The organism is Rhizobium sp. FG113 (genome assembly GCF_057809895.1).
On sequence record NZ_JBMDKV010000007.1, the window covers coordinates 88722 to 108158 of the forward strand.

16 protein-coding genes are annotated in these 19437 nt (G+C 62.6%); 4 read left to right on the top strand and 12 right to left on the bottom strand.

From position 1 onward, the window contains the following. Positions 1-8: 8 nt before the first annotated feature. The 9 genes from ACODTZ_RS18165 to ung form a co-directional block, all read right to left on the bottom strand. Positions 9-596 (bottom strand): LbetaH domain-containing protein, encoded by a 588-nt coding sequence (locus tag ACODTZ_RS18165; protein ID WP_489027071.1) that lies wholly within the window; start codon positions 594-596, stop codon positions 9-11. Beyond that, positions 593-1921: a hypothetical protein gene (locus ACODTZ_RS18170; RefSeq protein ID WP_489027072.1), complete on the bottom strand. Its 1329-nt coding sequence runs from the start codon at positions 1919-1921 to the stop codon at positions 593-595. The genes ACODTZ_RS18165 and ACODTZ_RS18170 overlap by 4 nt, the downstream gene beginning before the upstream one ends. Continuing rightward, entirely contained in the window at positions 1918-3156 is a 1239-nt protein-coding gene (locus ACODTZ_RS18175) for a polysaccharide biosynthesis protein (protein ID WP_489027073.1), read from the bottom strand. Before ACODTZ_RS18175 ends, ACODTZ_RS18170 begins: the two co-directional genes overlap by 4 nt. Positions 3157-3212: 56 nt before the next feature. After that, positions 3213-4187 (bottom strand): NAD-dependent epimerase/dehydratase family protein, encoded by a 975-nt coding sequence (locus ACODTZ_RS18180; protein ID WP_489027074.1) that lies wholly within the window; start codon positions 4185-4187, stop codon positions 3213-3215. A 16-nt stretch (positions 4188-4203) separates the two neighbouring features. Continuing rightward, positions 4204-5412 carry a glycosyltransferase family 4 protein gene (locus ACODTZ_RS18185; RefSeq protein ID WP_489027075.1) on the bottom strand — a complete coding sequence of 403 codons (1209 nt, stop codon included), beginning with the start codon at positions 5410-5412 and terminating at the stop codon, positions 4204-4206. Between the two features lie 218 nt (positions 5413-5630). Then, entirely contained in the window at positions 5631-7478 is a 1848-nt protein-coding gene (locus tag ACODTZ_RS18190) for a polysaccharide biosynthesis tyrosine autokinase (protein ID WP_489027076.1), read from the bottom strand. 155 nt (positions 7479-7633) lie between these two features. Next, positions 7634-8242, bottom strand: a complete 609-nt coding sequence (locus ACODTZ_RS18195) for an alpha/beta hydrolase (protein WP_489027077.1) — start codon at positions 8240-8242, stop codon at positions 7634-7636. 15 nt (positions 8243-8257) lie between these two features. After that, on the bottom strand, positions 8258-9190 hold the full coding sequence (locus tag ACODTZ_RS18200) for a VOC family protein (RefSeq protein WP_489027078.1): 933 nt from the start codon (positions 9188-9190) through the stop codon (positions 8258-8260). Between the two features lie 139 nt (positions 9191-9329). Next, the gene (gene ung, locus ACODTZ_RS18205; protein ID WP_489027079.1) at positions 9330-10031 is read right to left on the bottom strand and encodes a uracil-DNA glycosylase; all 702 of its coding nucleotides are present in this window, start codon (positions 10029-10031) and stop codon (positions 9330-9332) included. A gap of 160 nt (positions 10032-10191) precedes the next feature. Here ung and ACODTZ_RS18210 point away from each other — a divergent pair, with 160 nt between their 5' ends. The 4 genes from ACODTZ_RS18210 to ACODTZ_RS18225 all read left to right on the top strand — a co-directional run bounded on the left by ACODTZ_RS18210 (position 10192) and on the right by ACODTZ_RS18225 (position 15530). Continuing rightward, entirely contained in the window at positions 10192-11616 is a 1425-nt protein-coding gene (locus ACODTZ_RS18210; protein ID WP_489027080.1) for a phosphomannomutase, read from the top strand. Positions 11617-11651: 35 nt separating this feature from the next. Further along, on the top strand, positions 11652-13079 hold the full coding sequence (locus ACODTZ_RS18215) for a mannose-1-phosphate guanylyltransferase/mannose-6-phosphate isomerase (RefSeq protein WP_489027081.1): 1428 nt from the start codon (positions 11652-11654) through the stop codon (positions 13077-13079). 96 nt (positions 13080-13175) lie between these two features. Continuing rightward, on the top strand, positions 13176-14489 hold the full coding sequence (locus tag ACODTZ_RS18220) for a UDP-glucose dehydrogenase family protein (protein ID WP_112980708.1): 1314 nt from the start codon (positions 13176-13178) through the stop codon (positions 14487-14489). A gap of 18 nt (positions 14490-14507) precedes the next feature. After that, positions 14508-15530 (top strand): NAD-dependent epimerase, encoded by a 1023-nt coding sequence (locus ACODTZ_RS18225; RefSeq protein WP_489027082.1) that lies wholly within the window; start codon positions 14508-14510, stop codon positions 15528-15530. Between the two features lie 3 nt (positions 15531-15533). Here ACODTZ_RS18225 and ACODTZ_RS18230 read toward each other — a convergent pair whose 3' ends face one another. The 3 genes from ACODTZ_RS18230 to denD form a co-directional block, all read right to left on the bottom strand. Further along, positions 15534-17300, bottom strand: a complete 1767-nt coding sequence (locus ACODTZ_RS18230; protein ID WP_489027083.1) for a putative bifunctional diguanylate cyclase/phosphodiesterase — start codon at positions 17298-17300, stop codon at positions 15534-15536. Between the two features lie 173 nt (positions 17301-17473). Next, entirely contained in the window at positions 17474-18370 is an 897-nt protein-coding gene (locus tag ACODTZ_RS18235; protein WP_489027084.1) for an NAD(P)-dependent oxidoreductase, read from the bottom strand. Further along, positions 18367-19353, bottom strand: a complete 987-nt coding sequence (denD, locus tag ACODTZ_RS18240; RefSeq protein ID WP_489027085.1) for a D-erythronate dehydrogenase — start codon at positions 19351-19353, stop codon at positions 18367-18369. The genes ACODTZ_RS18235 and denD overlap by 4 nt, the downstream gene beginning before the upstream one ends. Between the last annotated feature and the right edge of the window lie 84 nt (positions 19354-19437).

Sequence of the window (19437 nt, forward strand, 5' to 3'; positions counted from 1 at the left end):
GCGCGCAGCTATGGGCTGGTAACCCGAGCACGGATCGGCCGCGCCGGATTGCCCACATAAACGGCCCATGCGGCAAGATCGCTGAAGGCAACGCCCCGCGCGCCAAGCACTGCCCCCTCCCCGATCAAAACTCCGGGGCCGACAAAGGCTTCGGCGGCAACCCAAGCGTTCGCGCCAACGGTGATCGTTCGAGCAATGAGCTGGAAAGACGCATCATCGATATCATGCGACCCGGTGCACAGATGCGCCCCCTGCGAGACCACCGCGCCGCGCCCGATGCGAACAGGCGCAATGCAGTAGACGATCGCCCCGCGACCGATCAGCGTGTTCTCCTCCATCATGAGATGTGGCGGATACCAGATCCGCGCCGATCCATGCACCCGTGCATTGCGGCACAATCGCGCCCCAAACAGCCGCAACAGAAACGCCCGCCACCGATGCAACGGCGCGGGCGTCCAAGCCGCAAGCAGCGCCCAGGTAATCCCCCAAGCGACACGCAGCGCGCGATGCCTGACGCCAAAACTCGGCCCGCCCTCACGCGATCCGGACTTCGAGGCGTCGAGTATGCCGAAATTCTCCTGCGCGTTACCGCTCATCGTCTCAACCGCTCTTGATAGAGCAGCGCCGGATAAGCTTGATCCCGGACCGGCCGGGAGAGCGCCAGTAGGACTAAGATCTGGCAAACGAACAACGGCAGCACGGCGCCGACGGGGCCGCGCAGCAGGATCGGCAGCGAGGAGGCGATAACGATACGCAACACGCTGACGCCACCAAATACGCCCCATTTCGCCATCAGCACCGACCGCAGCAGCATGGCCGCAACGCCCCCGCCCAGCGCGACGCCGGCAAAGCCGAAATCCATGTAGAGATCGCAGCCGACAAAGAAGGACAGGTTCGGCGTCCCGTACATGCCCGCCGCAAACAGCTCGTTGCCGACATCGAGCCCACCCACGACAGGCTTCCCGGGCCAGACCGCGCGCGGCACGAAGAATAACAGGATGGCGGTGAGCTTCTCGCCCCACATCTGATCATGCGCCGACATGAAACGCACCGCATGAACCGCCATGTCGAAGACATCGACCGAGGGAAGATCAAAGAAATTGCCGAAGACGGATATCTCGGAGAGATCGCCGAGGCCATCCAGTCCAAGCCGCGTGGTTATGTTCAACACCGGAAACAGGACCGTCAGCGCCAACAGTCCGACGACGTAAAACCACGCAGCCGGAACCCGGCCACCGCAAAGCGCCAACAAGACCGGCCCCCAGACCGCCAACAGCATGAAGCGCGGCGCATTGAACGGATTTCGCGCGACCGCCAGCAAGACAATGACGAGAAGCAGCGGCACGAGGGAAATCAGTCGCGATCGGGACACATGAAACCGCACCGCGACAAGGCAAGCCGTTACCGACTGCAGGCCGAGAAAGAACAGGCTTCCGATGAAGGCCTGCGCGGGATCCTGCTCCAGCCGCGACGACAACAGCCGCTCCATGCCGCCTTCGGACATGACAAACGATGCGAAGGCGAGTCCGTTCAAGGCCAGCAGAACCGGCATAGGCAATGTCGAACCACCCGCTTCGGCGGCTGGCTCATCTCGCTCCATCGAGACAAACAGAAACGGCAGGCAGAAGAGCACAACTATCAGCATGGCTGAAATGAACTCGTGCGGCTCATAGGCATAGGCCGTGATCGCCGTCGCGCCGCCGATCCGGTCCCCATGCATGCGCTGCAGCGGTGAGATCACGAAATAGACAAAGAGACAGAACCAGAAGACATCGCCGATCTGGAACCGGCGCGACCGAATGCGATACAGCCCGACCAGAACCATGAGGAACATCGGCAGTGTCAAGAGAACGACGAAGAGGCTATCGGCGAAAGGCAGATTGGCGAGATAGAGCGCAGCGACTGTCCAGAGCCTGATCATGCGCTGACCCGCAGGATCCTGCGCCCGTCCACTCGCCGGAACACCGAGGCCCAGATCACCAGCGCCCCGACCACATGCGTCACCACCTCCGCCACCGCCAGCCCGACAAGCCCAAGCAACGCCCCGAGACCGGCGCTCGCTGCAAAGCCGATCAACATGGCCAGCACGGCGGCAAGGGCCACGACGCGAAAGCGGCCTAGCCCTTGGGCTGTCTGCGCCAGCGTCTGCGACAGCGCGCCGGTCAGCACCCCGACAGAAAAAAGCGCCACCACCAGACCCGATTGCGCAAAGGCGCCGCTCAACAGCAAGAAGCAACCGCCGCCAGCCAGCATCAATCCAAGCGTCAACGCGATCGCAAGCAGCGTCGCCAGCTGCTGCGCCTCAAAGCCCGCTCTTAGTGTGCCACTCTGCCGAAGAGCGCGGACCATATCGGGAAAATGCGCTCGCCGCACGAACTCCAGCACCTGCGAAGCAGCAGCCGCGATCTGCCTGCCGTAGACGAAAAGCCCGACACCCGCTTGCCCCAGAACCGCAGCGCAGACCACGATCTGAAACCGAAACGACAGCTGCCCGGGCAGGATCGCAAGGAGCACGCTCAAGCCCTCGCGGGCAATCGCGCCGCAATCAGCGACGCTGACCGAAACCACCCGCATCGGGCAACCCAACCGCCAAAGCACGACCAGTTGCGCGACGACCGCGACGGCGTAGCCAAGCGACAGCGCCACCCCGAGGATCATGCCCGCATCGCCAGATTGAGCGCCGGCCGCGACCAGCGCAATGGCGGACGAGATATAGGCGAGCATTCCGGTCAACCCGCTGATGCCGCTGAGCCCCAGCCCATCGAAGATTCCGGCCGCATTGAACGCCGAGATCAACAGCGCCGGGATGGCGGCCGGAATATAGGCCCGCGAAAATCCGTCTCCGCCAAGCCATGCATAGATGAGCGCCGCCACCGACAGCACGAGCGCAACGCCGAGCCGAACAGCCGACGCCTGCCAGTAACAGTGCCGCGCCACGTCCCGCATCTCGCCGTCCCCCGCGAGCGAAATCCGCCTTGCGACCACCACGGGCACGCCGAAGTCGACGGTGATCAAAGCCAGGATCGCAAAAGAGAAATGCGTCGCGAACGCCGCCAAGAGATCGAGCGATCCGCGATGGATCAGCCATGTCTGCGCCAGGAAGATCGATCCCTGCCCAACCACGAAGCTCAGGATCAACAACGCCGCGTTGGTCAAGCCGCGCGGCCTCCCGCCCATGGCGGAGAGCCTCTCGCATCGGGGAAAGCCGCTTCTCACGCAGCGCTCCGCAGAAGCTGGCTCTCGATCCACGCATAGGTCTTTTCCAGGCCATCCATCAGGCGCTGGGTCGGCCGCCAGTGGAGCGTTTCGGCAATCAGCCGATTGTCCGATCTGCGGCCGCGAACACCCATCGGCCCAGCGACATGCCGTTTGTGCAGCCGCTTGCCGGCGATCTCGCACACCATATCGACCAAGCGGTTGATGCTCACCATCTCATCCGAGCCGATATTGACCGGCCCGGCAAAATCCGAGCGCATCAGCCGGAGCGTGCCCTCGATGCATTCGTCGATGTAGAGGAAAGATCGGGTCTGCAGGCCATCGCCCCATATTTCGATCTCGCCGCCATGATCGGCCTGCGCCACCTTCCGGCAGATCGCCGCCGGCGCTTTTTCCCTACCGCCGTCCCAGGTTCCCGATGGGCCGAAGATGTTGTGGTAGCGGGCGATGCGGCAGGTCATGCCGTAGTTGCGGGCATAGGACTGATATAGCCGCTCCGAGATCAGCTTCTCCCAGCCATATTCGCTATCCGGCGCCGCGGGATAGGCGGAGGATTCCACGCAGTTCGGGTTGTCGGGATCCGACTGGTTGACGGCGGGATAGACGCAGGCCGAGGACGAGAAGAACACGCGGCCAACCCCGCGTCGGCGGCATAGATCGGCGACGTTGAGATTGATCGTCGCCGAGTTGTGGATGATGTCGGCATCGTGTTGTCCGGTAAAAATATAGCCGGCCCCGCCCATATCGGCCGCCAGCTGGTAGACCTCGTGGAAACCGCGATCAATCACCCGTTCGCAGACGTCGATCTGCCTCATATCTCCGACGATGAACTCGTCGGCCACGCTTTCCTCATAATCAGGAAATTTGAGATCGACGCCGCGAACCCAGAAGCCGTCGCGCTTCAGGCGGGCAACGAGGTGGCTGCCGATAAACCCTCCGGCGCCGCAGACAAGTGCAGTCTTCTCCAGCATGCAACGCCCCCCAGCGCTAGATTGCCTGTTTCTCCGTCTGATAAAGGCCGGCGAAAATCGCCTCGAAGCGATCTGTGATCGGCTCGATCGCGAAATTGGCGCGGGCATAGGCAAGGCCGTTAGAGCCGAGCCGGCGACGCAGCCCAGCATCGTCAGCAAGCCCACGAAGATTGTCGACGAACGCCGCCGCATCACCAGGATCCGACACAAGACCGGCATCGGCGCGCTCGATGAGCCGCCGCGCCAGATTGTTGCGTGGCACGGAGGCCAACACTGGCCGCCCGCATCCAAAATAGGTCAGCACCTTTGATGGCACGCAGAAGGCCCCAGCGCCCTCTTCGATCATCGCGACCAGAATATCGGCTGAGCCGAGCACATCGGGCAGTTCGGCAAACGGCACCCAAGGCTTTACGCGCAGATTGCTGACACCTTCCGCCGCCGCCTTGCGCGCCAGGTTTTCGGCAATCGCGCCCTCGGAATGAACGTCGATCGCAACAGGCAGCACTTTCGCCGCCTGCAGCAGCAGATCGGGATTGTGCTTGTAGCCGAGCGTGCCGGCATAGACTGCCCGGATCGGGCCATTGCCGCTTTCGCTCTCGGACGCTGCCCGTTGGGCTAAGCACATATCCTCGAGCGGCGCCCAGTTCTCGATGACGGATATCCGATCGGGCGTGATGCCGTTCACTAGGAGATAACGAACGAAGTCGTCGGTAATCGCAACGACATGATCGCTCGCCCTTAGCAGGCAGAACTCCAGCCGCTGATACCGTCGCGCCACCGCATTCCCGATCAGCGGAAACGCAGCGGGCAGGAAGCGGCCGATGGCCTCGCTGTAGATATCCTGCAGCCAGAACACGAACCGCGCTCCGCAGGCGCGCGCAGCCTTGTGAATGACGGCCTGCGTGTCGAGCGGTGCATTGGCGGAGAGCACGATGTCAGGCCGGAACCGCCTGATCTCACTGGCCACCAGCCGTCCGAACTCGATCTCCTGCGCACGCCGCTTCAGGAAGCTCGATTTCTGAAATGGCTCGGACAGCGAAAGACCGACGATACGAAACCCGGGCGGATCGTCCGGCCGCGCGGCGAGATCACCCTTCGGCGTCTGGAAGCTTGCGGAATAGACGTGCAGAACCTCGTATCCGCGCCGCGCCAGCGAACGCGCAAGCTGAACCTGAAACGGATGACCGGAATAATCATGGACGAGAATGCGCCTTGCACGGACCATGCGTCGCTCTTCAACGAATGAGTGAAATCGCTATTTCAAATGCCTGCAATCAAGCGCCACCGAGAAAAGCCGGGGCGCAGCCATGACGCGAATAAGGTTGCATTTATGAATAGATTAAACCTTTAGTAACACAATCATCGTGTCAAGAAGACCACGTCGATAAACGCCTGGATTGCGCCTAAAGAGGTAGACCATCGGGTCAACGGGCACTGCTGAGACTACCCCGCATAGGCCGTGCGCCACAGAGGCTTGGCCTTGAAGCTGAACCAGTCGCGCTGGTCCTGCCCGTTCAGCACCGCGATCACGGGCGTGCCGCCACCGACATTCCCCTTCAGCGCCGCCACCGCCTTGCGCGCGACGTTCTGCGGCGTCCGCGCCCAGCGAACCACGAAGAGCGCGACATCGCAGAGTCTCGCCAGATAGAGCGCATCCACCGCCGCCTCGACCGGCGGCGTGTCGATGACGACGTAGTCGAAATGCAGCCGCGCCCGAGAGAGAAGCGCCCGCACCCGCGCGCTCATCAGCAACTCGTCGGTCGCAAACTCCGCCGGCCGCGCACCCAGGATAACGGAGAGGTTCGTGGCGTGATCGACGGCCACCATACTGGCGAGCCCGGGATCGGCCTCGCCGCGCAGCAGATTGACGAAAGCGGGTGTCGGCTCGCGGTCGACGTGGCGGTGAATGCTGGGCTTCCTGAGATCGCAGTCGATGAGCAGCGTGCGCTTTCCCGCAAGCGCGTAGGTGCGCGCCAGCGCCGTCGCGAGCGTCGATTTGCCCTCCCCCGGAAGGCTGGAGGACACCATGATGACGATGCCCTCCTCACGGGCATCCTCCAGCACAGGATGTCGGTTGAGAAGCGCCTGCTCGACCGAAACCCTGATACGCCGGATCGATTCTGAAAAGACCGAGAGCGGCGCCGTCATGATCCGATCCGAGAGCCCGCGCCCATGCGGCCGCTCCAGCTCGCCACCCTCCTCATGCGGCACGACCGACGCCAGCTGGATGCTCAGCACCGCCTCGACCTGATCCTCCCCAGTAAATCCGCCAACGAAGAACTCCCGCAGCAAACCCGCCCCGATACCGAACCCAAGCGCGACGAGGCTCATGACGGCAAGGACAGCAGCAACCCTCGGATAGGACGGCTCGATCGGCGGCAAGGCCTCCGAAATCACCCGGCTGTCGGCCAGTTGCAGGCTGGCCTGCGCCTCGAAATCCTGCAGTCGCGTGAGGAGGTTCTGATATTGCGCCCGCGCAATCTCAGCCGATTGCTGCAGGCTGTAGAACTGCGTCAACGTCTCGGACGGTGTGGGCAGCTGCGGCGTGCTTGTCGGTGACGCGGCGGCCCGATTGAGCTGCGCATCTGCGACGCGCAAACCCATATTGCCGTTGCTGAACGCATCGCGCATGCCGGCATTGGCGGCAAGGAAGGCATCCAGCCGCCCTTCGTGGCTCGCAAGGCTGTCCTTGGCGGCACTCACCCGTGCCTGCAGGCTGTTGCGTGCCGCGATCGTGCTCGCCACCTTGGCGTCGATCTGATGCCTGATGTAAACCGACGCCACGCGATTGGCGAGAAGCGCGGCCTTCGCGGCATCCTCGGACGTGACACCAATGGTGATGAGATAGGTCAGCCCCTCGCGACGAACACGGACCGCCTCCTTTAACGCGGCCAGCGTCTCGCGCTCGACGGCATCCGTGGTACCGGACGACGCGCTACTGAGGCGAGCAAAGATGCCCGTAAGATAGCCGGATCGCGGCGCGAATTCCGGGTCATCGGCCAACTTGCCCTCGCGCACGACATCGAGAAGAACGGCATCGGACTGCGCGATCCGTACCTCTCCTTCGACGCGCGCATTGTCGGAAGCATTGGCGATTGCAGCACTATCCGGCGCCAACAGGTTCTTGGCGCTGGTATCGACCACGACAAGCGCCTGCGCCGTATATCGCGGCGTCAACACCGTCAGGACGATGGCGGTCAAAGCGAGAATGGCTGCCGCGGTGGCCAAGACCACCCATATCTGGCGACGGAAAAGGCCCAAGATCATCCTGAGGTCGGCAATATCGCTCATACGAATGCATATCCTCGGAAAATGAGATCTTATACCCGCTCCAGTATCAATGGTGAAAAATTACCACAGAAGATTGAAGGCATGACCCTAGATCAAAGTGGTAGCGCGTCGGAAGCCATCGGGCAGGCCGCAAACGGCCTGCCCGATGATCTGTCCTATCTGTATGGCTCGAAGAGCGCCTTGATCGCATCGACCTCGTTCGGCCGGATCTCGTGTCCGCCCGGATGCCATACGGTCGTCACGGCAGCCTTCTGGCGCTCATAGTAATCAGCCAGCGCCTTGGTAACCGGCACGGGGCTGATCGGATCGCGCTCGCCGGCGGTGATCAGCACCTTGCGTCCGGCCAGACCGGCATTCGCCTTCGGCTGGAAGGGAATGAGCGGATGCATGAGTGCCGACGCATCGAAAAGACCCTTCTCGATCAGCACGTTGGCGAGAATGTTGGCACCGTTCGAAAAACCCAGTCCGAGGATGGCTGACGCCTGGTGCTCCCTTGCGAGCGCGCTGACGTAACCAGCCAGCTTGTCGGTCGCCCGCGCCAGATCGGCCATGTCGTAAACACCCTCGCCGGTGCGCTTGAAGAAGCGCGCGGCGCCGTATTCCGACACATCCCCACGCGGCGAGACAATGGTTGCCTCGGGCAGAAGCTGCCGCGCGAAGTCGAAGAACTGGTTCTCGTCTCCGCCCGTCCCATGCAGGGTGAAGAGAATAGGCTTGCCCGCGGCACCGGCATGCAGCCGGTGCACATATCCATGATCGGTCATATCGATATCCTTAGCTTATGCTTCCAGCGGTTCGAGATGCTGTTCCAGCAGCGAGCGCAGATGCTCGTGCTGCGTCGGCAGCTTCAGCGCTTCGCCGAGATGCGCCGTATCCTCGTCCCGGTCGAAGCCCGGTTCGTTGGTGGCGATTTCAAACAGCACGCCGCCCGGCGTGCGGAAATAGATCGCCCAGAAGTAATCGCGGTCGATAACCGGCGTCACCTGGTATCCGGTATCCATCAGGGCCTTGCGGACCTCCAGTTGCTTCGCGCGGTTTTCGACGGCGAAGGCAACGTGATGCACCGAACCGGCACCCGGAAGCGCCCGCGAGATGTTCGGCATCGTCTCGAGATCGATCAGATGCGCGCCGTTGCCGCCGGGGATGGTCAGGCGCTTGACGCCATCGCGCTCGTCCTGGACCTGATAGCCCATGAACTTCAAGAGTTCCGATGTCACGCCGTCGTCGCGCAGCCGCATGGCAACCGAGTGGAAGCCGCGGATCGCATGATCCTGATCAACGCCGCCGTGCGTCCAGGGCAGACGGGCATCGTCCTTGACCTCGACCAGCGCAAAGCCGTCACCGTCGGGGCCTGCAAAATTCAGCCGCTTCTCACCGAACGTTTCCTCGGTCTTGAGACCGGCCACATTCAGCTTGGCGAGGCGATCGCTCCAGAAGCCGATCGAACCCTGCGGAATGGAATAGACCGTCGTTCCCACTTCGCCGGTGCCCGGACGACCCTGCGCCATCTTCGGGAACGGGAAGTAGGTCATGATCGTGCCCGGCGCGCCGTTCTCGTCGCCGTAATAGAGGTGATAGACGTCGGGCGCGTCGAAGTTGACGGTCTTCTTGACGCGGCGCAGGCCGAGCGCGTTGGTGAAGAATTGATTGTTCGTCTGGGCGTTCGCAGCCATCGACGTAACGTGGTGAAGACCCTTGATCTGGTCGAGCATTTGAGACCCCTTTCTGGCCCGGCTGGCGGGCTGTTCGATGGGTCATAGATGATCCTTATCAGCTCGTTGGAATAGTCCCACTCACCGGAACGCATTGTCTACTTTTAGTGAACGACGGACACATGTCGTTCATCGCAAGCTATTCATCGGCAGGATTCTCGGGAAGCTGCCAGTCAATCTGCGAACGGCCATGCTCCTTGAGAAAGGCATTCGCCTTGGAGAAATGATGGCAGCCGAAAAAGCCGTTATGCGCCGAAAGCGGCGATGGATGCGGCGATTTGAGAACGAGATGCCTGGATGTATCGACGAACGCCGCCTTGCGCTGCGCATAGGCACCCCAGAGTATGAAGACCACCGCATCGCATTCGTCGTTGACCTTGCGAATGACGGCATCGGTGAAGGTCTCCCACCCCTTGCCTTGATGCGACGCGGCCTGCGCCTCCTCGACCGTCAGCACGCTGTTCAAGAGCAGAACGCCCTGCCGCGCCCAATGCTCAAGAAAGCCGTGGCGCGCCGGCGTAATGCCGAGATCGGCCTGCAACTCCTTGTAGATATTGACCAGCGACGGCGGAATTCTGATACCGGGCTGCACGCTGAAGCACAGCCCATGCGCCTGGCCCGCGCCATGATAGGGATCCTGTCCCAGGATCACGACCTTCACATCGTCGAGCGGTGTCAGATCAAGAGCCCTGAAATATTCCGATCCCTTAGGAAAAATCCGTTTCCCCATCTGCTTTCGCTCGATAAGGAAGCTTTTCAGCCTTTGCATGTAGGGCTGTTCGAACTCTGTGGACAAGGCGCTCTTCCAGCTGTCTTCGAGTGCGATGGTCTGTTCATTCATGCAATTGCCTCCACCGGCTCGCCAAAACGAGCTGTAAACTTGCGTCGAAAAGGGATTTGGCGGACATTTTACCGGTCGCCGGCCATCAAAGTTTACGAACTTTGGGTAGTCTGCTTTTAAAACACGGTCGAATTCAAGCGTTGCCGAGGGCTTATTCAGAATGAAATTTGGGACAAGCGGGCTTCGAGGCCTTTCCGAGGATCTGAAGGGCCGGGCATCGGCGCTCTATGCGACGGCATTCGGCCGCTATCTCCTGGAAAGCGGCCGAGGAAAGGCGGGTGATCCCATTCTCGTCGGTCGCGATTTTCGTGATTCCAGCCCTGAGATATCAGCCGACTGCATCAAGGCGCTCGGCAAACTCGGCTTTGCGATGATCGATTGCGGCACGGTCCCGACGCCGGCGCTGGCGCTCTACGGCCTGCATCTCGGCGCCGCCTCGCTGATGATCACCGGCTCCCATATCCCCGCCGACCGCAACGGCATCAAATTCTATCGGCCGAACGGCGAGATCGACAAGGCCGACGAAGCCGCCATCACGGCCGCCGCCGCCGATCTCGACCGCACCGGCTTCGAATGGCCGCTGAGCGACGTTCGGGCCGAGGATCGGTCGGCCGAGTGCCTCGACCTGTTTACGAAACGCAACGCCAGCCTGCTGCTCGCCAATGCGCTTGCCGGCCTGAAAGTCGGCGTCTACCAGCACAGCACCGTCGCCCGCGATCTCATGGTCGACCTGCTCAAGCACTTCGGCGCCGAGGTCAAGGCTTTCGCCCGCTCCGAACACTTCATCCCAGTCGACACCGAAGCCGTCTCGGAAGAGACCGTCGCGCTGCTGAAACAGGCGGCAACCGACCATGGCCTCGACGCCATCGTGTCTGCCGATGGCGATGGCGACCGGCCGCTGGTCACTGATGAAACCGGCACGCCGCTGCGCGGCGACCTGCTCGGCCTGATCGCCGCTAACTTCCTCGGCGCCGATGCCGTGGTGACACCCGTCACCTCCAATTCAGGCATCGAAGCATCAGGGTCGTTCAGCGTCATCCGCACCCGCGTCGGATCGCCCTTCGTGATATCAGGGATGCAGGAGGCGCTTGTCGCGGGCAAGATCGGCGTCGTCGGCTTCGAGGCCAATGGCGGTACGCTGGTGGCGAGCGATTTCGAGGTCAACGGCACGACGCTGCTGGCCTTGCCGACCCGCGATTGCTTCCTGCCTGTTCTGGCGACCCTGGCGCAGGCGGCCGCGAACAAGCGCCCCCTGTCGGTTATCGCATCGGGCTACGCGCTCCCCTTCGCCGCCGCCGACCGGCTGGAGAATTTCCCGGTCGAGACCAGCGCCAAACTGATGGCCTACTTGCGTGCAAGCCCGTCCAATCTTTCCGACTTCCTGCAGCCGATCGGCCAAGTCGAGAGCACCAGCGATATCGACGGCCTGCGCGTGACGCTTGCCGACAAGCGCATCATCCACTTCCGCCCCTCAGGCAATGCGCCAGAGATGCGCTGCTACGTGGAAGCGGAGACGGAAGCTGCGGCCACCGACCTTCTTGCCGCCGGCCTCAAGCGCATCCGCGCCTGGGCGAGCGCAAACTGATCAACGATTAAAGACCATTTCGAGGACCAATGCAGATGACGCAGAAGATCGTTCCGGTAATCATGGCAGGCGGCAAGGGCACGCGCCTGTGGCCGCTGTCGCGCGCTGCCGCCCCCAAGCAGTTCATCCGCTTCATCGGCGATACCACCCTTTTCCAGGACACATTGCTGCGCGTTTCCGACAAGACGCTCTATGAACCGGCAATCGTCATCACCAACGAAGAGTTCCGCTTCCTCGTCGCCGAGCAGGCTCGTGAACTCGATCTGACGCTGTCGAGCATCCTTCTGGAGCCGATGGCACGCAACACGGCCGCTGCCGTTGCCGCCGCCGGCGCGCTGGTGCGTGACCGCTTCGGCGAGAGCGCGATCATGCATGTGCTCGCCTCCGACCATGAGATCGACGCCGATGACGTCTATTTCGACGCGGTGCGCGCCGCGATTGCCGCCGCATCCGCAGGCAAGCTCGTCACCTTCGGCATCAAGCCGATGGAACCTGCAACCGGCTACGGCTATATCGAAGGCGGCGAGGCGCTGCCGAGCGGCGCACTTTCCGTCAAGCGCTTTATCGAGAAGCCGCCGCTCGCGAAAGCCGAGGAGATGCTGGCATCGGGCGGCTTCTACTGGAACTCCGGCATGTTCATGTTCCCTGTCGCCAAGCTGCTCAGCGAAATGACCACCTTCGCCCCCGATGTCCTCAAGGCCGCTGGTGAAGCGGTCGCTCAAGGTGTCAAGGATCTGGACTTCATCCGTCTCGACAAGGCGGCTTTCGCAGAAAGCCCCGATATCTCGATCGACTACGCCGTCATGGAAAAGACCAAGAACGCAGCCGTCGTTCCCTCGCCCTTCACGTGGTCGGATCTCGGCAGCTGGGATGCGATCTGGAAGAGCGGCAATCCTGACGAAAAGGGCAATGTCGCCGCCGAAAACACCACCGTCGTCAACACCCGCAACTCGCTGGTCATGACCCACGGCGTGCATCTGGCGGTCAATGGCATGGACGACGTCGCTGTCATCGCCAGCGAGGATGCCGTCTATGTCGGCCACCTCAAGGACAGCCAAGACGTCGGCGCCATCGTCAAGATGCTGGCCTCGAAGCCGGCGACATCGAAACTCACCGAGACGCACCCGACCTCCTACCGTCCCTGGGGCGGCTACACCTCGATCTTCAACGGCGACCGCTTCCAGGTGAAGCGCATCTTCGTCACCCCAGGCAAGAAGCTCTCGCTGCAGAAGCACCACCATCGCTCCGAGCACTGGATCGTCGTCAAGGGCACGGCGGAAGTGACGATCGGCGAGAACGTGCAGATGCTGCGCGAAAACGAATCGGTCTACATTCCGCTGGGCGAAGTCCACCGTCTGGCCAACCCGGGCAAGATCCTGCTCGAACTGATCGAAGTCCAGACCGGCTCCTATCTCGGCGAAGACGACATCATCCGTATCGTCGATGAGTTCGGCCGCAACTGACCTCTTGGTTGTCTTGAACTTATAAAATTACCTCTGTAACACCGTCATGGCCCCGTCGACCGACGAGGCTGTGATCGGTGTTTGAGGGAAACTTCCATGCGTATTGTGATGATCGGCTCGGGCTATGTGGGCCTCGTCTCGGGGGCCTGCCTCGCGGATTTCGGCCATCATATCACCTGTGTCGACAAGTCGGCCGCCAAGATCGACGCGCTGGAAGCAGGCCAGGTACCGATCTTCGAACCCGGCCTCGACACCATCATCGCACAGAACAGAGCCGCCGGACGCCTGGATTTCTCCAAGGATCTCGCCGCCCCCGTGGCCGCCGCCGACGTCGTCTTCATCGCGGTCGGCACGCCTTCGCGCCGCGGCGATGGTCATGCGGACCTCAGTTACGTCTATGCCGCCGCGCGTGAAATCGCCGCATCGGTCGAAGGCTTCACCGTCGTCGTCACCAAGTCGACGGTTCCCGTCGGCACCGGCGACGAGCTTGAGCGCATCTTCCGCGAAGAGTTTCCCGACAAGGACATCGAGGTCGTGTCGAACCCGGAATTCCTGCGCGAAGGTGCTGCCATCACCGACTTCAAGCGCCCCGACCGCATCGTGCTTGGCACCGAGGAGCCGCGCGCCATCGAGGTCATGCGCGAAGTCTACCGCCCGCTCTACCTCAACGAAGCCCCGCTCTATTTCTGCGAGCGTCGCACCTCCGAGCTGATCAAGTACGCCGCCAACGCGTTCCTGGCCATGAAGATCACCTTCATCAACGAGATCGCCGACCTCTGCGAGCAGATCGGCGCCGACGTGCAGAAGGTCGCCAAGGGCATCGGCATGGACAAGCGCATCGGCGACAAGTTCCTGCATGCCGGCCCCGGCTACGGCGGCTCGTGCTTCCCCAAGGATACGCTGGCACTGGTCAAGACCGCGCAGGATCATGACAGCCCGATGCGGCTGATCGAGACCACCGTCGCCATCAACGACAACCGCAAGCGCGCCATGGGCCGCAAGGTGGTCGCCGCCTGCGACGGCAACGTGCGCGGCAAGAAGATCGCCATCCTTGGCCTGACCTTCAAGCCGAACACCGACGACATGCGCGACGCGCCCTCGATCACCATCATCCAGGCGCTGCTCGACGGCGGCGCCACCGTCCACGTCTACGATCCCGAGGGGATGGATGCGGCGAAAGACTTGCTCGGACCGGTCGTCTACGGCAAGGATCCTTACGAGATCGCCGAAGGCGCCGATGCGCTGGTGCTGGTCACCGAATGGGAGGAGTTCCGCGCGCTCGACTTCAAGCGGCTGAAGACCCTTGTCAAGACGCCGGTGCTGGTCGATCTGCGCAACATCTATCCGATCGCCGAAGTCACCAGACACGGCTTCAGCTACTTCGCGGTCGGCAAGAAGAGCAAGGCATAACAACAGCAGGGCATGAGCATGCGGTATTTCATCACCGGAACGGCCGGTTTCATCGGCTTCCATCTCGCGCGCCGACTTCTGCAGGACGGCCACGAGGTCACCGGCTTCGATGGCATGACGCATTATTACAACATCAAGCTCAAGCACATGCGCAACGCAGCGCTTGCCCAGTTCCCGGCCTTCAAGCCGGTGACGGCGATGCTGGAGGATCGCGCAGCACTTGAGCAGGCGGTCACGGCCGCCAAGCCCGACGTGATGATCCACCTCGCCGCCCAGGCCGGCGTGCGCTACAGCAACGAGAACCCGCAAGCTTATCTGAACTCCAACCTGATCGGCTCCTGGAACATCCTGGAGATCGCCAAGAACACCGGCGTCAGCCACCTGATGCTGGCCTCGACCTCCTCGATCTACGGCGCCAATCCGACCGTTCCCTTCCACGAGACCGATCGCGCCGACGAACCGCTGACCTTCTACGCCGCCACCAAGAAGTCGATGGAGCTGATGGCGCACAGCTACGCTCATCTCCACAAGATCCCGACCACCGCCTTCCGTTTCTTCACGGTCTACGGCCCCTGGGGCCGGCCTGATATGGCGCTCTTCAAGTTCGTCAAGAACATGCTGGAGGGCCAGCCGATCGAGATCTACGGCGAAGGCAAGATGAGCCGGGATTTCACCTATATCGACGATCTCGTGGAGGCCGTTGTGCGTCTCTCGGCCGTCGTCCCCGCCGAGACCAATCGCGTCGCGTCCGAGAAGGTTGAGACGCTGTCACGCCAGGCGCCGTTCCGCGTCGTCAACATCGGCGGCGGCCAGCCGATCAGCCTGCTCGACTTCGTCGAAACGGTTGAGAAGGCCCTCGGCCATCCGGCCAAGCGCGTCATGCTGCCGATGCAGCAAGGCGACGTACCGCGCACCTATGCCAGCCCCGACTTGTTGCAGGCGCTGACCGGCTATACGCCGAGCACGTCCCTCGAACAGGGTGTGGCGGCTTTCGTGGAGTGGTATCTCGAAGCGCGCGGTGAACTCGGCACGGCAAGCTGATTATCAGCTCGTAACCAGAGCGGAAAACTTGCGGTCGATCTCGGCAGCCGGCACCGGCCTGCTCAGCGCAAACCCCTGCAGCGCATCGCAGCCGAGCTTGGCCAGTGTCGCGGCATGCCGCTCGGTCTCGACGCCCTCGGCGATCACCTTGACGCCGAGGGCCTTGGCAATCTCGATGATCGACTTCACCACCCGCCGCTGCTCGTCGGACGTATCGATCGCGTCCACCAGCTGGCGGTCGATTTTCAGGCGCGTCGGGCGCAGCCTGACGAGGCCGATCAGCGAGGCATGGCCGGAACCGAAATCGTCGATCTCGATCTCGATGCCCATCAGCTTGATCCGGTCGACGCTCTGCATCATCTCGTCGTCGCAGTCGTCGAGAAAGATCGTCTCGATCAGCTCGAAAACGATCGAATTATCAGGGATATCAAGCGCTTCCAGATCGCTGATCAGCAGCGGATCATAAAGCCGCTGGCCGGAGATGTTCACCGAAATCCTCGGCACATCGAAGCCATGCTGCTCCCATTCACGGCGATCCCTCAGGACGTGGCGAAGGATCGAAGCGTCGATTTCGGCGGTCAACCCATGCTCGTCGGCGACCTTCAGGAAATCCGCCGGCGCCAGAATGCCGCGCTCCTTGTGCCGCCAGCGCGCCAGCGCTTCGAGCCCGACGATCTCCCGCGTCCGGGCGTCGAATTGCAGCTGGTAGTAAGGAACGATTTCGCCCGCCGTCAGCGCGAGCTTGAGCTCCTCGGCGATCCGCCGCTTGCCCATCAGCTCGTCCTTCAGCCGCTGCGTGAAGAACTCGATGCGGTCGCGCCCGCCGCTCTTGGCCGCGTATAGCGCCATGTCGGATTCGGCCAGAAGATTGGTATCGCCGCGATCGGCCGACCATGAAATGCCGATCGAACTGCCCGATTGCAGCATCTCGTGGCCGAAGCGAATCTTCTTGCGCAGCCGCTTCTGCACACGGCGCGCGATCTCGCGCAATTCGTCAATGCTCTCGAAATTCACGAGCACGATGACGAATTCGTCGCCGCCGATGCGCGCCGCCATGCCAGTCTCAGGGAGCACCGCGGCGATCCGCAAGGCCGCTGCGCGCAACACGGCGTCGCCGGCGGCGTGGCCGTAACTGTCATTGATCTGCTTGAACTCGTCGAGATCGAGATGCAGCACCGCGAGCGTCGAGATGGTTTCGTCTTCCGCGAGTTCGGCGATCCGCTTGTCGAAGAAGCGTCGGTTCGGCAGGCTGGTCAGGTAATCGTGTTCCGCCGCATGCTCGATCAGCGCCGTGCTCTCCTCGAGCGCCAGCGCGCGGGCCTCTGCCACCTCGCGCTGCCGCGCGGCTTCAGCGTTGAGAAGCACGTCGGCGGTCACATCCCATTCCGCGCCAATGAACGACGGCGCCCCCTCCTCGCTCACATAGAAATGTGCGCGCGAGCGGATGTAGCGGATCTCGCCATTCGGCCAGATGATCCGGAACTCCGAATTGTACTGGCCGCGCTTGGCAATAGCGTCGTTGAATTCCTGGGTGGCACGCGCGCGATCATCGGGATGGATCGCGTTCGACCAGATCGAGGTCGGCACGGGCCCGCTCCGCTGGCCAGTGCGGTAGAGGCGATGCATCTGCACGTCCCAGGAGATCTCGTTCGATCGCAGGTCATGCTCCCAGACACCGATCTGCGACGCATCGAGCGCAAGCTCCAAACGCCGTAGAAGATCTTGAAACTCCCGCTCCGAGCGTATGGAGTTCTTAGATGCCAAAGCCATTCATGCCTCACGCCACGTCAAAGCGAAATCCATCCCCACTGCCCGGCGGCAACCACAATCACCTACCAGTGATTGCCAAGCGTGACATTAATTAGAACACCCTAAAAATCTATCAATGATTGCATGCCAGCGCGCCAGCACTATTTATTGTTCGTCAGGGATCGTACCGACTGTCAGGATTTTCCGCCTTCTCGGCCCGACTTCCGCTCCAGCTGCAACAGCAATCCGCTGTGATCCGTATCGCCTTTGCCATCTTCGACGAACGCGGCGAACTCGGCGCGCACAGCCTCGGTCAGCGGCAAGGTCAGCGCCAGGCTCTTCGCCTCGGCGACGATATTGTTGAGATCTTTCAGCTGCAGCCTCGAAGGGCCGGCGCCGCCGAAATTGCGCTCCACCATACGTTGACCGTGGATCTCAAGAATTCGGCTCTCGGCGAAGCCACCCCGGATCGCGCGGCGAAACGCTTCCGGCGAGCCGCCGCCAGCCTCGACCAGCATCATCGCCTCCGCAACCGCACCGATGGTGATCGCCACGATCTGCTGGTTGCCGAGCTTGGCGAGTTGGCCCGTGCCGCTTGGCCCCACATGCGTCACCCGACCGAGCGCGGAAAACACGTCGCTCAACGCATCGACGACGTCCGCGCTACCACCCGCCATGATCGCCAGCGTACCGGCCGAAGCGCCGACGACGCCACCGGAAACAGGCGCATCGAGATGGCGGATGCCGCGCTCGGCAAGCTTAGCGGCATGTTCGCGCGCAGCCTCCGGCGTGATCGAGCTGCAATCGATGACGACCGCGCCGGGTGAGAGCGCCTGCGCCACACCCTGTGAGAACAGCACATCGCCAACTGCATTGCCATCGCTGAGCATGGTGAAGACGACCGACGCGCCCTCAACGGCCAAAGCCGCTGTCGTCGCAACTGCGGCACCATCGACCCTAAGCGCTTCGGCCTTGGCGATGTCGCGGTTCCAGGCGGTGACGGCAAACCCGGCGTCGAGCAGACGCCGAACCATCGGCGCGCCCATCAGCCCCGTGCCCAGAAACGCGATCGTCCGTTGTTGACTGCTCATTGAATTCCGCCTTCCATTTCATCTTCTATATGAACGCGAATGATCTCTTCGAAGCTCGTCTCGGCGACGAAGCCGAGGCGCGTCGCCCGCTCCGGCGCGAAGGCCCGCGCCCAGCCGCCGACGATCCTCATCACCAGTTCGTCCGGCTCCCGCCGGATCAGCGCCACCGCCTTGTCGCCCGCGATCGCGCGCAAGGCCTCGATCTGCTCGCCGACCGAGGCGCTGACGCCGGGCATGGTCAGGCTTCGCTGCGCGCCGAGCGGTTCGAGATCGATGCTGGCGGCGTGGATCAGAAAGCCGACCGCCGAGCGCGGCGAGGCATGCCAGTGGCGCACCGTATCCGGCACCGGAAGAATGGCCGGCTGGCCTGCCAAAGGCTCGCGGATGATACCGGAGAAGAAGCCGGAAGCGGCCTTGTTAGGCTTGCCCGGCCGGACACAGATCGTCGGCAGGCGAATGCCGATACCGTCGATGAAGCCGCGCCTTGTATAATCGGCGAGCAAAAGCTCGCTCATCGCCTTCTGCGTGCCGTAGCTCGTCAGCGGCGTCAGATTGAAATCGTCGGGAATGACATCGGGCATCGGCGCGCCGAAGACGGCGATGGAGGAGGTGAAGACCACGCAGGGACGATAGCCATCCTGCAGATGCGCCAGGCGGATCGCCTCGAACAGCGCCCGCGTCCCCTCCAGATTGATGCCGTAGCCTTTCTCGAAATCGAGCTCGGCCTCCGCCGAAACGATGGCCGCCAGATGAAAGATGATATCCGGCCGCGACCCGACGATCAGCGCCGCCTGCCCCGGCTGCGAGATATCGGCCGCACTCGCATCCACCCGCCCGGCAAAGCCGACAGGTGCTGCCGGCGCCACGACATCGACCAGCGTCAGGCGCCCGATCGCCTGCCCGGACAGTTGCCCGTGGGAAACCAGCCGTTCGGTGAGCTTGCGCCCGATCATGCCGGCAGCGCCGATGATAGCGATATGCATGGAACCTCCTCCCGTGACAGGCGGCGAAGCAGCAACCACCCGTACCCCTCACAATTGATAGGGCCGCCCGCGCCGATGCAAGCT

Bases quoted from the DNA above. Each gene is read 5' to 3' on its own strand.
- ACODTZ_RS18165 (WP_489027071.1), bottom strand. From the start codon at position 596: ATGAGCGGTAACGCGCAGGAGAATTTCGGCATACTCGACGCCTCGAAG.
- ACODTZ_RS18170 (WP_489027072.1), bottom strand. From the start codon at position 1,921: ATGATCAGGCTCTGGACAGTCGCTGCGCTCTATCTCGCCAATCTGCCT.
- ACODTZ_RS18180 (WP_489027074.1), bottom strand. From the start codon at position 4,187: ATGCTGGAGAAGACTGCACTTGTCTGCGGCGCCGGAGGGTTTATCGGC.
- ACODTZ_RS18185 (WP_489027075.1), bottom strand. From the start codon at position 5,412: ATGGTCCGTGCAAGGCGCATTCTCGTCCATGATTATTCCGGTCATCCG.
- ACODTZ_RS18190 (WP_489027076.1), bottom strand. From the start codon at position 7,478: ATGAGCGATATTGCCGACCTCAGGATGATCTTGGGCCTTTTCCGTCGC.
- ACODTZ_RS18195 (WP_489027077.1), bottom strand. From the start codon at position 8,242: ATGACCGATCATGGATATGTGCACCGGCTGCATGCCGGTGCCGCGGGC.
- ACODTZ_RS18200 (WP_489027078.1), bottom strand. From the start codon at position 9,190: ATGCTCGACCAGATCAAGGGTCTTCACCACGTTACGTCGATGGCTGCG.
- ung (WP_489027079.1), bottom strand. From the start codon at position 10,031: ATGAATGAACAGACCATCGCACTCGAAGACAGCTGGAAGAGCGCCTTG.
- ACODTZ_RS18210 (WP_489027080.1), top strand. From the start codon at position 10,192: ATGAAATTTGGGACAAGCGGGCTTCGAGGCCTTTCCGAGGATCTGAAG.
- ACODTZ_RS18215 (WP_489027081.1), top strand. From the start codon at position 11,652: ATGACGCAGAAGATCGTTCCGGTAATCATGGCAGGCGGCAAGGGCACG.
- ACODTZ_RS18220 (WP_112980708.1), top strand. From the start codon at position 13,176: ATGCGTATTGTGATGATCGGCTCGGGCTATGTGGGCCTCGTCTCGGGG.
- ACODTZ_RS18225 (WP_489027082.1), top strand. From the start codon at position 14,508: ATGCGGTATTTCATCACCGGAACGGCCGGTTTCATCGGCTTCCATCTC.
- ACODTZ_RS18230 (WP_489027083.1), bottom strand. From the start codon at position 17,300: ATGGCTTTGGCATCTAAGAACTCCATACGCTCGGAGCGGGAGTTTCAA.
- ACODTZ_RS18235 (WP_489027084.1), bottom strand. From the start codon at position 18,370: ATGAGCAGTCAACAACGGACGATCGCGTTTCTGGGCACGGGGCTGATG.
- denD (WP_489027085.1), bottom strand. From the start codon at position 19,353: ATGCATATCGCTATCATCGGCGCTGCCGGCATGATCGGGCGCAAGCTC.